A 12,205-nucleotide genomic window follows, 5' to 3' on the forward strand; every position below is an offset into this window, starting at 1 on the left:
GCGAGAAAAACGATGATACTCCAAGGCATCGCCTTCTACGTGTTCGCCGCGCTGCTGGTGGCCTCCGGTGTGATGGTCATCTCGGCGCGGAATCCCGTTCACTCAGTCCTTTTCCTGATCCTCGCCTTCTTCCAGGCTGCCGGTCTCTGCCTCCTGATGGGGGCGGAGTTCATCGCGATGATCCTGATCATCGTCTATGTCGGCGCCGTAGCCGTGCTGTTCCTGTTCGTGGTCATGATGCTCGACATCAACTTCCGCGAGCTGCGCAAGGGTGCGATGGAAGCGCTGCCGCTGGGCGCGCTGGTCGGGCTGATCCTGCTGGCCGAACTGGCCGCGGTGCTCGGCGGCTGGATCGTCGCTCCGAACGTCGCCGCCATCGCCGGTGCGCCGACGCCGTCGATCGATCAGGTGTCGAACACCCAGGCGCTGGGCCGGCTGATGTACACCCAGTACGTCTACCTGTTCCAGGCGTCGGGCATCGTCCTGCTGATCGCCATGATCGGCGCCATCGTGCTGACGCTGCGGCACCGTCCGGGCGTACGCAAACAGAATGTCGGCGCCCAGATCGCCCGTCGCCGGGAAGACGTGGTCGCCATCCGCAAGGTCTCGACCGGGGAGGGCGTGTGATCATGGAGATCGGTCTCGGACATTACCTGACGGTCTCGGCCATCATCTTCACGCTGGGTGTGCTGGGCATCTTCCTGAACCGGAAGAACGTCATCATCATCCTGATGTCGATCGAGATGATGCTGCTGGCGGTGAACCTGAACCTCGTCGCCTTCTCGACCTTCCTGCACGATCTGGTCGGCCAGATCTTCGCCATGATCATCCTGACCGTTGCCGCCGCCGAGGCGGCCATCGGCCTCGCCATCCTGGTGGTCTACTTCCGCAACCGCGGCTCGATCCGAGTCGAAGACATCAACATGATGAAGGGCTGAGGCGGCGCCATGGAAGTGCTAGTCGTATTCCTTCCGCTCCTGGCGTTCCTCGTCGCCGGATCGATCGCGCTGTTCGGCGGGCCGAAGGCCGAGCCGGCGGCCGCGGGTCACGGAAGCCACGGTCATGGCCATGACGATCACGGGCACGCCCAGATCGCCCATGCCCATGACGATCATGCCCACCACATCTCGCACGACGAGCTGAACCACGCGCACGACGATGCCCACGACGACCACCATGTCGTCGCCGGCCCGCCGAGCGTGGGCGACCGCGTCGCGCAGTTCGTGACCGCGGGCGCCGTCATCGTCTCGGCGATCCTGTCCTGGACCCTGTTCTACGACGTCGCCGTGCACGGCCATCCGCGCACGATCGAGCTGATGACCTGGATCCAGAGCGGCACGCTCGACGTGAAGTGGGCGCTGCGCGTCGACCAGCTCACCGCGGTGATGCTGATCGTCGTCAACACCGTCTCGGCCTGCGTGCACGTCTATTCCATCGGCTACATGGCCGAGGATCCGCAGAAGCCGCGCTTCATGGGCTACCTGTCGCTGTTCACCTTCGCCATGCTGATGCTGGTGACGGCGGACAACCTGGTCCAGCTGTTCTTCGGCTGGGAGGGCGTCGGCCTGGCCTCCTACCTGCTGATCAACTTCTGGTACGAGAAGCCCTCGGCCAACGCCGCCGCGATGAAGGCCTTCCTGGTCAACCGCGTCGGCGACTTCGGCTTCGCGCTCGGCATCTTCGCGATCTTCGTGCTGACCGGCTCGGTCCAGTTCGACGCGATCTTCGCCAAGGCCCCGACGCTGACCGGCCAGACGCTGCATTTCCTCAGCTGGGACTTCAACGGCCTGACCATCGCCTGCCTGCTGCTGTTCATGGGCGCGATGGGCAAGTCGGCTCAGCTCGGCCTGCACACCTGGCTGCCGGACGCGATGGAAGGCCCGACCCCGGTGTCGGCGCTCATCCACGCCGCCACCATGGTCACCGCCGGTGTCTTCATGGTCTGCCGCCTGTCCCCGGTCTTCGAATACGCCCCGACGGCGCTCGAAGTGGTGACGGTGGTCGGTGGCCTGACCGCATTCGTCGCGGCGACCATCGGTTTCACCCAGTTCGACATCAAGCGTGTCATCGCCTATTCGACGATGTCGCAGCTCGGCTACATGTTCTTCGCCGCCGGCGTCTCCGCTTACGGCGCCGCCATGTTCCACCTGTTCACGCACGCCTTCTTCAAGGCCCTGCTGTTCCTTGGCGCCGGCTCGGTCATCCATGCCCTGCATCATGAGCAGGACATGCGCAAGATGGGCGGCGTCTGGCGGAAGATTCCCTTCACCTACGCGGTGATGTGGATCGGCAATCTGGCGCTCGCCGGCCTGCCCTTCTTCGCCGGCTACTATTCCAAGGACATGATCCTGGAGGCGGCCTTCGCCTCGGGCAGCGGCGTGGGGCGCTTCGCCTTCGCGCTCGGCATTGCGGCGGCTCTGCTGACCGCCTTCTACTCCTGGCGCCTGCTGTTCATGACCTTCCACGGCACGCCGCGGATGGACAAGGAAGTGTACGACCACGCGCATGAGTCGCCGGTCGTCATGCTGGTTCCTCTGGCGGTCCTGACGCTGGGCGCGCTGTTCGCCGGTGTGGGCTTCCACGAGTATTTCATCGGCCACGACCGTGCGGAGTTCTGGGGCAAGGCGATCATGACCTTGCACGGCCACGATGCCATCGAGGCTGCGCACCACCACACTCCGGGCTGGGTCGCGATCGCTCCGCTGGTCGTCGGCCTGATCGGTATCGCCATGGCCTATATCGGCTATGTGATGATGCCGCGCCTGCCGGGCCGGATCGCCAGCACCTTCAGCGGCATCCACAAGTTCCTCTACAACAAGTGGTATTTCGACGAGCTGTATGACGCGCTGTTCACCCGTCCGGCCAAGGCCCTGGGCTACGGCCTGTGGAAGTCGGGCGACGGGGCGGTGATCGACGGCGTGGGTCCGGACGGCGTCGCCGCGGCCACCCGCGACATCGCGGCACGCACCAGCCGGCTGCAGTCGGGGTACGTCTATCACTACGCCTTTGCCATGGTGATCGGGGTCGTCCTGTTCGTCGCCTGGCTGTCGGTCTTCGGCTGAGCGGTTTCGAAGGAGAACAACAACAATGGCTAGCTGGCCGATCCTGTCGTTCGCGACCTTCCTGCCGCTCGTGGGCGTCGCGCTGATCCTGCTGTTCTGCCGGGGCAACACCCCGGACGTTCAGCGGAACGTGCGGTACATCGCGCTGTGGACGACCCTCGTCACCTTCGTCCTGACCCTGCTGGTCTGGGCCAACTTCGACCCGCGCAATCCCGGCTACCAGATGGTCGAGAAGGCGGGCTGGATCCCCGAGTTCGGCATCAACTACCACATGGGCGTCGATGGCATCTCGGTGCTGTTCGTCGTCCTGGCCGGCTTCCTGATGCCGCTGTGCATCCTGGCGAGCTGGGAGTCGGTGCAGGTCCGTCTCAAGGAATACATGATCGCGTTCCTCGCGCTGGAAACCCTGATGATCGGGATGTTCTGCGCGCTGGACTTCGTTCTGTTCTATATGTTCTTCGAAGGCGTCCTGATCCCGATGTTCCTGATCATCGGCATCTGGGGCGGCCCGCGTCGCGTCTATGCCGCCTTCAAGTTCTTCCTCTACACGCTGCTCGGCTCGGTCCTGATGCTGCTGGCGATCCTGGCCATGTACTATGTGGCCGGCACCACCGACATCCCGACCATCACCGCCACCCAGTTCCCGCGCAACATGCAGCTGTGGCTGTGGCTGGCCTTCTTCGCCTCCTTCGCGGTGAAGGTGCCGATGTGGCCGGTCCACACCTGGCTGCCGGACGCCCACGTCGAGGCGCCGACAGCCGGTTCGGTCATCCTGGCCGGCGTGCTGCTGAAGATGGGCGGCTACGGCTTCCTGCGCTTCAACATTCCGATCCTGCCGGAAGCCACCGAGTATTTCGCGCCGCTGATCTACACCCTGTCGGTCGTCGCCGTGATCTATACCTCGCTGGTCGCCCTCGCCCAGGAGGACATGAAGAAGCTGATCGCCTACTCGTCGGTCGCCCACATGGGCTTCGTCACCATCGGCATGTTCGCGCTGAACCAGCAGGGCATCGAAGGCTCGGTGTTCCAGATGCTGTCGCACGGCGTCGTGTCGGGTGCGCTGTTCCTGTGCGTCGGCGTCGTCTATGACCGGTTGCACACCCGCGAGATCGCCCGCTACGGCGGCCTCGTGAAGAACATGCCGAAATATGCGGTGGTCTTCCTGTTCATGACCATGGCCTCGGTCGGCCTGCCGGGCACTGCCGGCTTCGTCGGCGAGTTCCTGGTGCTGATGGGCGTCTTCCGCGACAACACCTGGGTTGCCGCCCTCGCCGCCACCGGCATGGTTCTCGGTGCCGCCTATGCGCTGTGGCTGTACCGCCGCGTCGTCTACGGCAAGCTGACCAAGCCGGACGTCAAGGCGATGTTCGACATGACCCCGCGCGAGATCGCGGTGTTCGTGCCGCTGATCGCCGTCGTCCTGTGGATGGGCATCTATCCCAGCAGCTTCCTGAACGTCACCTCGGCATCGGTCGAGCAGCTGATCCAGACCTACCAGACCAAGCTGGCCGCGGCGCACGCCGCGTCCGGTGTCTCGGTCGCCGCTCGGTAAGGGGTTCTTCGACATGACCGCAGTGTTTCCCGACATCTGGCCGGCCCTGCCGGAGATCTTTCTGGCGCTCTCGGGCGTTGCCCTGCTGATGCTGGGCGTGTTCCGCGGCGACGGCTTCACCCGTCCCGTCTCCTACCTGTCGATCGTCTGCATGCTGCTCGCCGCCATCCTGGCGATGGGTTACGGCAGCGGCCGTGTCGTCACCTTCAACGGCATGTTCGTGATGGATGCCTTCGGCGTCTTCATGAAGGTGCTGGTGCTGGTCTCGGCGGCCTTCGCGGTGATCCTTGGCCTCGGCTTCAACGAGCGGGAGCAGATGGCCCGCTTCGAGTTCCCGGTGCTGATGATCTTCGCCACGCTCGGCATGCTGATGATGATCTCGGCCAACGACTTCATCTCGCTGTATGTCGGGCTGGAGACGCAGAGCCTCGCGCTCTACGTCATTGCTGCCTTCCGCCGCGACAGTGCCAAGTCGTCGGAAGCCGGCCTGAAGTACTTCGTCCTCGGTTCGCTCTCCTCGGGCATGCTGCTGTACGGGGCTTCTCTGGTCTACGGCTTCGCCGGCACGACCTCGTTCGACAAGGTGGCCGCCCTGTTCGCCGGCGGCGCCCATGTCTCGCCGGGTCTGGTGATCGGTCTGGTGTTCGTTATGGCCGGTCTGGCTTTCAAGGTCTCGGCCGCTCCGTTCCACATGTGGACGCCGGACGTGTATGAAGGTGCGCCGACTCCGGTGACCGCCTTCTTCGCGGCGGCGCCGAAGGTGGCGGCCATCGCCCTGCTGACCCGCGTGGTGATGGAGCCGTTCGGCCATCTCGCCGCCCAGTGGCATCAGGTTCTGGTGGCGACCGCCATCCTGTCGATGGTGATCGGCTCCTTCGTCGCCATCATGCAGACCAACATCAAGCGCCTGATGGCTTACAGTTCCATCGGCCATGTCGGCTACGCGCTGGTGGGCCTGACCACCGGCACGCAGGACGGCGTGCGCGGCGTGCTGATCTACATGGCGCTCTACATCGCCATGAACATCGGCGCCTTCGCCGTCATCCTCAGCATGAAGGCCAAGGGCCAGATGCTGGAGGAGATCAAGGATTTCTCCGGCCTGTCCAAGACCAACCCGATGCTGGCCGCGACCATGGCGATCTTCATGTTCTCCATGGCCGGCATCCCGCCGATGGCGGGCTTCTTCGGCAAGCTCTACGTCTTCCTGGCCGCCGTCGCCGCCCAGGAATACACGCTGGCCGTTATCGGTGTGCTGACCAGCGTCGTGGGCGCCTTCTACTACCTGCGCATCATCAAGATCATGTATTTCGATGAGCCCGCTGTGGTGGTCGACAAGGTCGATGACGATGGCATGACCGGCGTCCTGGTGCTGACCAGCCTGTTCACCCTGCTGTTCTTCGTCGCTCCGGCGCCGATCCTGAACGGTGCGGCTGCGGCGGCTGCGGCTCTGTTCGCCGGGTGATATCCGACCGATGACGTCATCGCTCGAAGCGGAGGCGGCGCGTCTGCGCCTGCCTCCGGGCTTCCAGATCAAGGCCTTCGACTCCGTCGGCAGCACGAACGACGAGGCGAAGGCCTTGTCGCGTTCCGGGGCACCGGAAGGCACCATCGTCTGGGCGCGCCGGCAGGAAAGCGGCCGGGGCCGCCGGGGCCGGGCCTGGACCTCCCCGGAAGGCAACCTTTACAGCACGACCATCCTGCGGCCCGGCCTGCCTCCCGCGGAAGCCGCCCAGGTCTCGTTCGTGGCCGCGCTCGCCATTGCCGAAACTGCCGAATCGGTGCTGCCCGATCCAGGCGGCGTGCGCTGCAAATGGCCGAACGACGTGCTGGTGCACGACCGCAAGCTGTCCGGCATCCTCCTCGAGTCGGAACCGGCGCCCGATGGCAAGGTCGCCTGGGTCGTGCTGGGCGTCGGCATCAACCTGCGGCATTTTCCCCCGACCGCCGATTACGGTGCCACCTCCCTGATCGCCGAGGGCGCTCCGCCGATGGGCCCCGGCTCGCTGCTGGAGGTCTATGCGGGGCATCTGGCGGCTTGGTATGGACGCTGGCGCGCCCATGGTTTCGGTCCCGTGCGCGATGCGTGGATGTCGCGGGCCAAGGGGTTGGGCGGCCCGATCCTGATCAGGCTGGCCGATCGGACGATCCCCGGCACCTTCGCCGATCTGGACAGCGACGGCGTTCTGTTGCTTGATCCAACGGACGGCGGACCGCGTCAGCGGATCGCTGCCGGCGACGTGTTCTTCGCGCCGCCACCCACAGACCCCCGACCATCGGACTCTTGAGCCCCCGCCGCCGATTTCAAACGCTCACCGCCTTCAGGACTTTGCCATGCTGCTCGCGATCGACGCCGGAAACACGAATGTGGTGTTCGCCATCTATGACGGTGACCGCCAGCGCGGCATCTGGCGCACGGCGACCGATCCAAAGCGCACCTCCGACGAATACATGGTTTGGCTGACCCACCTGATGGCGCTGAAGGGTCTGAAGCCGGTCGACATCCACGGCGCGATCATCGCCAGCGTGGTGCCCGGCGCCACCTTCAATCTGAAGCGGCTGTGCAAGGACCATTTCGGCTGCGAGCCGGTGATCGTCGGCCAGCCCGGCGTCGATCTGGGGGCCAAGGCCTTGGTCGACCGTCCGGAGGAGGTCGGTGCCGACCGGCTGGTCAACACGGTTGCGGCCGCTGCGACCTACAAGACGCCGCTGATCGTCATCGATTTCGGCACGGCGACCACCTTCGACGTGGTGGATGCCGAGGGCAATTACCGCGGCGGCGTGATCGCGCCGGGGCTGAACCTGTCGCTGGAAGCGCTGCAGATGGCGGCCTCCAAGCTGCCGCGCGTGGAAATCCAGCCGCCGGCCGAGGTGATCGGCAGGAACACCATCGCCTGCATGCAGTCGGGCATCTTCTGGGGCTATGTCGGCCTGATCGAAGGGCTGGTCTCCCGCATCCGGGCGGAGTACGGCGAGCCGATGCGGGTGGTTGCCACCGGTGGATTGGCTGTTCTTTTCGCCAAGGCCACCCATGTCATCGAACACACCGACAACGAGCTGACGCTCCGCGGTCTCCTCCTGATCCACAAGCGCAACACGGTCCAATGACACAATCCTCCAAGACCGCCGCCGGACTGTCCGAAGCCCCGGCGGACACCTTCGTTCCGGAGGATGGCGCATTGTATTTCCTCCCGCTCGGCGGTTCCGGCGAGATCGGGATGAACCTCAACCTCTACTGCCATCAGGGCAAATGGCTGATGGTGGATCTCGGCATCTCCTTCGCCGACGACACCATGCCCGGGCTCGACGTCATCATGCCCGATCCGGCCTTCATCGCGGCGCGGCGCAACGATCTGGTCGGGCTCGTGCTGACCCACGCGCATGAGGACCATCTGGGCGCCGTCCAGTATCTGTGGCCTGAGTTGCGCTGCCCCGTCTATTGCACGCCCTTCACCGCGGCCTTCCTGCGCGCCAAGCTGCATGAGAAGGGCCTGAGCAGCACGGTGCCGATCCACGAGATTCCGCTGGGCGGCACGGTGGAAGTCGGTCCCTTCTCCGTCGAATATGTCACCATGACGCATTCGATTCCGGAACCGAACGCGCTCGCCATCCGCACCTCGGCCGGAACCATCCTGCACACCGGCGACTGGAAGCTCGACCCCGATCCGCTGGTCGGCCAGACCGCGGATGAGGAACGGCTGCGTACCATCGGCGACGAGGGGGTGCTGGCGCTGGTCGGCGACAGCACCAACGCGCTGGTGCCCGGTGCGTCCGGGTCGGAGGCGACCGTCCGTGACGCGCTGATGGAGCTGTTCGGCCGCTACCGCGACCGCCGCATCGCTGTCAGCTGCTTCGCCACCAACGTGGCGCGGCTGGAGAGCATCGCCGCCGCCGCCGCCGCGCATGACCGCCATGTGGCGCTGGTCGGCCGGTCGCTGTGGCGCATCAACGAGGCGGCGCGGGCAACCGGCTATCTGGCCGACGTGCCGAAATTCCTGTCGGAGCATGACGCCAGCTATCTGCCGCGGGAAAAGCTGGTGCTGATCTGCACCGGCAGCCAGGGCGAGCCGCGCTCCGCCCTTGCCCGCATCGCCGCCAACGACCATCCGCAGGTGACGCTGTCGCGCGGCGACGTGGTGATCTTCTCCTCCCGCGAGATTCCGGGCAACGAGCGCGCCATCGGCCGCATGCAGAACCAGCTCGTCACCCAGGGCGTCGAGCTGGTGACGGCCGACGAGGCGTCGGTCCATGTGTCCGGCCATCCGGCGCGCGACGAACTGGTGCGCATGTACCAGTGGGTGCGCCCGCGCATCGCCGTGCCGGTCCATGGCGAGCAGCGCCACCAACAGGCCCACGCCGCCCTGGCGGAGGATTGCCAGATCCCCTACAGCATCGTGCCCGCCAACGGCGAGGTCCTCCGCCTCGACGGGTCGGAGGGCGCCCGTGTGGTCGCCCATGTCCGGGCCGGGCGCATGGCGGTGGACGGCAAGCGTCTGGTGCCGCTCGACACCGGCATGATGCGGGCGCGCAACCGGATGGTGAACAACGGTGCCGCCGTGGTGACACTGGTGATGAGCGCGACGGGCGAGCTGATGACCGCGCCGCAGGTGGCGGTGATGGGGCTGGTCGACGAAGCGACCGACCGCGACCTGCTGCTGGACGTGGTCGATGCGGTACGCGAGTCGGTGGCGATGCTGCCCAAATCGGCACGGGCCGACGACGCCCAGGTGAAGGAGGCGGCACGGATCGCCGTGCGCCGCTGCTTCAATGCGTCCCACGGCAAGAAGCCGGTGACGGAGGTCCATCTGGTCCGCATCTGAGTTAAACACTGTATAACAGGCTTATCAGAGCCCCCTAACGGGCCAGGGACAGCCATCGAGAGGACACGCATGATCGGGAAGCTCAACCACGTCGCCATCGTCGTTCCGGACCTGCCGGCGGCGACCGCGCTCTACCGCGACACTCTGGGCGCCGCGGTGTCGCAGCCGGTGGACCTGCCGCCGCATGGCGTCACCGTCGTCTTCGTCACGCTGCCCAACACCAAGATCGAACTGCTGCATCCCTTCGGGGAGAAGTCGCCGATTGCCGGATTCCTTGAAAAGAATCCATCCGGCGGCATCCACCACATCTGCTACGAGGTGGAGGACATCCTGGCCGCCCGCGACCGGATGAAGGAGCAGGGGGCCCGCGTGCTGGGCGACGGCGAGCCGAAGATCGGCGCCCATGACAAGCCGGTGCTGTTCCTGCATCCGAAGGATTTCTGCGGGACGCTGGTGGAACTGGAACAGGCCTGATCGTGAACGGCCACGGGCCTGCTGCGGGTCCGATCGACTGAAATGCGGAGAAGGCGATGGACAACTGGGTGACTGCGGCCTTCGTCTACATCGTCGTGTGGTGGGTGGTGCTGTTCGCGGTGCTGCCCTGGGGCGTCAGGACCCCGGAGACGCCGGAACCCGGCATGGCCTCCTCCGCACCGGTCGAGCCGCGCATTCTGCGCAAATTCATCATCACGTCGCTGGTCGCCCTGCTGGTGTGGCTGGTGATTTTCGGCATCGAGCGGTCCGGCCTCGTTTCCTTCCGCGACATGGCGCGGGACATGTTCTGACGACACAGAGGAGCAGGGCGGGTGAGCCTGACCTATTGCGCGGCCGCACCCGGCCATCCCCATCACGGTCCCTACCACGAGGGCGAATACGGCTTTTCCAGCAGCGATGACCGGGTGCTGTTCGAGCGTCTCGTGCTGGAGATCAACCAGGCCGGCCTGTCCTGGCTGACCATCCTGAAGAAGCGGGATGCTTTCCGTGCCGCTTTCGACAGCTTCGACATCGACCGGGTTGCCGCCTATGGCGAGGCCGAGCGGGCGCGGCTGCTGGCCGATGCCGGCATCATCCGCAACCGCCTGAAGGTGGATGCGGTGATCGAGAATGCCCGCCGCATCGTCGCGCTGCGGGAAACCCACGGTTCCTTCGACGGCTGGCTGCGTGCCCACCATCCGCTGTCCAAGGCGGAATGGGTGAAGCTGTTCGGCCGCACTTTCCGCTTCACCGGCGGCGAGATCGTCGGCGAATTCCTGATGAGCCTGGGTTACCTGCCGGGTGCCCATCAGTCCGACTGTCCGGTCCAAGCGGTGGTGCTGGGGCTAAATCCGCCGTGGAAAGCCGCAATGGATGCCGGTTATCGCGGGTATCAGCCTAAGGAATAAGCAAAAGCCCGCCCAGAACCGCGGCAAACGCTGAAAGGCTGGGCAAAAATGCAAGTATTTTGTGCATGAGGTGGCTCTGCCTCTGTTTTAGGCTTGCTATGACCACGGCTCGGGTCCACTCTTTTCTGGTGACGAGGGGGGATCTTCCCCCCTTTCCGACGCCTGGTGGCGATTCCTCCCTAAACTCGATAGGCCGCGCCGCATTCGCCGCGCGGCCTTTTCTTTTCCATCCGATGCGGGTCGGTATCGGGCGGTGCGGCGGGGACAGGAAATTTCCGCCGATGGTCCAGAAAACGTTAACGGTTTACTTGGTAGCGTTGCTCGGCTTAGTTCCTGTGGTGGGGTTTCCCCAGTGCGGGCGTTCAGCCGGGTTTTCAGATCGCCACCGGGGGGGCCATGCCGTCCGGGGGCTTTCCGCTTTGCTCGCGTATCCAGCTGGACCTTTGCCCGCTCCGGCGGGCGGCAGGAAAGGGACGACAGTCGAGGCGCCGATGGCCGCGAATGAAAACGAACGGTTCAATCAGTTCGCGGCGGTTGTGGCGGCCGAACTGTTGGAGCGTACCAAGAAAAGCATGGAGCTGCTGGCGCCTGAGCAACAGCCATGCTCGGTCCTGCCCTTCATCCAGACTCCGTCCTTCGTCGAGTTCTATCAGGAACTGGTGCGCGTCGGCATTCTGCCGGTCGTGCTCAGCCGCCGTCCGGTGCGCGCCATCGTCGGTGACGTCGACTGGGCGCGGGAAGGGCGGGAGTATCTGCTGACCGTTCTCGACGACCGCTCCAACGCCATCTTCACGGCCTGGGAATTTGCCTGGGACTCGCTGTGGGACGAGCGCAAGATCGGTCAGGACGGCGGCAACAGCAGCCAGTCCAAGCCGAAGAAGGGCTTCTTCAGCGCCCTGTTCGGCCGAAGGCGGGAGGAAAAGACGGGCAGCGACGGCGGCGGCGGTGGTGAGGGCGGCGTGATGGCCGGGCTTCACACGATGCTGACCGAACTGGCGGAAAAGCGCGGCTTCCTGCCGCTGTTCCATGACGATGTCCGCATCCTGAAGGCGCTGCCGCGCCTGAAGCCGGGCCGGGTGGCGCAGGCGTGGAAGGAAATCTCGCAGTACCACCATCAGGAGTTTTATCTGCCCGAGCCCGAACAGGCGAAGCCGGGTGTGACCTCCGACTGCCTGCAGAAATGGCATTACAATCTGCCGGACAAGATCGGCGAGTTCCTGGTGCTGAAGGCGGCGGTCGACCTGGAGCATGTGAACAAGCCCTTCATCGGCAAATACATCCGCCAGTCGGCGCGGACCCAGGAGGAGGCGGAAAAAGGAATGCCCTACCTGTCGATCTACTGGAAGGCCATGCGCAATCCGGCCCCGGTGGCCGAACGGCACACGCTGTGAC

12 protein-coding genes are annotated in these 12,205 nt (G+C 65.2%); all 12 read left to right on the top strand.

Annotated elements, in window-relative coordinates; all coding sequences use genetic code 11:
- Window positions 1-12: 12 nt before the first annotated feature.
- The 12 genes from CRT60_RS25710 to CRT60_RS25765 all read left to right on the top strand — a co-directional run bounded on the left by CRT60_RS25710 (window position 13) and on the right by CRT60_RS25765 (window position 12,204).
- Window positions 13-627 (top strand): NADH-quinone oxidoreductase subunit J, encoded by a 615-nt coding sequence (locus CRT60_RS25710; protein ID WP_098739369.1) that lies wholly within the window; start codon window positions 13-15, stop codon window positions 625-627.
- Window positions 628-629: 2 nt separating this feature from the next.
- The gene (gene nuoK, locus CRT60_RS25715; RefSeq protein ID WP_014248409.1) at window positions 630-938 is read left to right on the top strand and encodes an NADH-quinone oxidoreductase subunit NuoK; all 309 of its coding nucleotides are present in this window, start codon (window positions 630-632) and stop codon (window positions 936-938) included.
- 9 nt (window positions 939-947) lie between these two features.
- On the top strand, window positions 948-3,062 hold the full coding sequence (gene nuoL, locus CRT60_RS25720) for an NADH-quinone oxidoreductase subunit L (protein ID WP_098739370.1): 2,115 nt from the start codon (window positions 948-950) through the stop codon (window positions 3,060-3,062).
- Window positions 3,063-3,087: 25 nt separating this feature from the next.
- Window positions 3,088-4,614, top strand: coding sequence for an NADH-quinone oxidoreductase subunit M (locus tag CRT60_RS25725; RefSeq protein ID WP_098739371.1), 1,527 nt, complete (start codon window positions 3,088-3,090; stop codon window positions 4,612-4,614).
- Between the two features lie 13 nt (window positions 4,615-4,627).
- The gene (nuoN, locus tag CRT60_RS25730) at window positions 4,628-6,076 is read left to right on the top strand and encodes an NADH-quinone oxidoreductase subunit NuoN (RefSeq protein WP_098739372.1); all 1,449 of its coding nucleotides are present in this window, start codon (window positions 4,628-4,630) and stop codon (window positions 6,074-6,076) included.
- Between the two features lie 10 nt (window positions 6,077-6,086).
- Window positions 6,087-6,899, top strand: a complete 813-nt coding sequence (locus CRT60_RS25735; RefSeq protein WP_098739373.1) for a biotin--[acetyl-CoA-carboxylase] ligase — start codon at window positions 6,087-6,089, stop codon at window positions 6,897-6,899.
- 46 nt (window positions 6,900-6,945) lie between these two features.
- Window positions 6,946-7,719 (top strand): type III pantothenate kinase, encoded by a 774-nt coding sequence (locus tag CRT60_RS25740; protein WP_098739374.1) that lies wholly within the window; start codon window positions 6,946-6,948, stop codon window positions 7,717-7,719.
- Window positions 7,716-9,431 (top strand): ribonuclease J, encoded by a 1,716-nt coding sequence (locus tag CRT60_RS25745; protein ID WP_098739375.1) that lies wholly within the window; start codon window positions 7,716-7,718, stop codon window positions 9,429-9,431. The genes CRT60_RS25740 and CRT60_RS25745 overlap by 4 nt, the downstream gene beginning before the upstream one ends.
- Window positions 9,432-9,500: 69 nt before the next feature.
- Window positions 9,501-9,905 (top strand): methylmalonyl-CoA epimerase, encoded by a 405-nt coding sequence (gene mce / locus CRT60_RS25750; protein ID WP_098739376.1) that lies wholly within the window; start codon window positions 9,501-9,503, stop codon window positions 9,903-9,905.
- Between the two features lie 56 nt (window positions 9,906-9,961).
- Window positions 9,962-10,216, top strand: coding sequence for a DUF1467 family protein (locus tag CRT60_RS25755; RefSeq protein WP_098739377.1), 255 nt, complete (start codon window positions 9,962-9,964; stop codon window positions 10,214-10,216).
- A gap of 21 nt (window positions 10,217-10,237) precedes the next feature.
- A complete protein-coding gene (locus CRT60_RS25760) occupies window positions 10,238-10,813 on the top strand; it encodes a DNA-3-methyladenine glycosylase I (protein ID WP_098739378.1) in 576 nt (191 codons plus the stop codon).
- A gap of 491 nt (window positions 10,814-11,304) precedes the next feature.
- A complete protein-coding gene (locus CRT60_RS25765) occupies window positions 11,305-12,204 on the top strand; it encodes a hypothetical protein (RefSeq protein ID WP_098739379.1) in 900 nt (299 codons plus the stop codon).
- Window position 12,205: the final 1 nt, after the last annotated feature.

It is taken from the genome of Azospirillum palustre, from assembly GCF_002573965.1.
GTDB classification, from domain to species: Bacteria; Pseudomonadota; Alphaproteobacteria; order Azospirillales; family Azospirillaceae; genus Azospirillum; species Azospirillum palustre.

Excerpts from the sequence above, each read along its gene's own strand:
- CRT60_RS25745 (WP_098739375.1), top strand. The coding sequence starts at position 7,716 with ATGACACAATCCTCCAAGACCGCCGCCGGACTGTCCGAAGCCCCGGCG.
- CRT60_RS25765 (WP_098739379.1), top strand. The coding sequence starts at position 11,305 with ATGGCCGCGAATGAAAACGAACGGTTCAATCAGTTCGCGGCGGTTGTG.
- CRT60_RS25735 (WP_098739373.1), top strand. The coding sequence starts at position 6,087 with ATGACGTCATCGCTCGAAGCGGAGGCGGCGCGTCTGCGCCTGCCTCCG.
- mce (WP_098739376.1), top strand. The coding sequence starts at position 9,501 with ATGATCGGGAAGCTCAACCACGTCGCCATCGTCGTTCCGGACCTGCCG.
- CRT60_RS25710 (WP_098739369.1), top strand. The coding sequence starts at position 13 with ATGATACTCCAAGGCATCGCCTTCTACGTGTTCGCCGCGCTGCTGGTG.
- CRT60_RS25740 (WP_098739374.1), top strand. The coding sequence starts at position 6,946 with ATGCTGCTCGCGATCGACGCCGGAAACACGAATGTGGTGTTCGCCATC.
- nuoN (WP_098739372.1), top strand. The coding sequence starts at position 4,628 with ATGACCGCAGTGTTTCCCGACATCTGGCCGGCCCTGCCGGAGATCTTT.
- nuoL (WP_098739370.1), top strand. The coding sequence starts at position 948 with ATGGAAGTGCTAGTCGTATTCCTTCCGCTCCTGGCGTTCCTCGTCGCC.
- nuoK (WP_014248409.1), top strand. The coding sequence starts at position 630 with ATGGAGATCGGTCTCGGACATTACCTGACGGTCTCGGCCATCATCTTC.
- CRT60_RS25755 (WP_098739377.1), top strand. The coding sequence starts at position 9,962 with ATGGACAACTGGGTGACTGCGGCCTTCGTCTACATCGTCGTGTGGTGG.
- CRT60_RS25725 (WP_098739371.1), top strand. The coding sequence starts at position 3,088 with ATGGCTAGCTGGCCGATCCTGTCGTTCGCGACCTTCCTGCCGCTCGTG.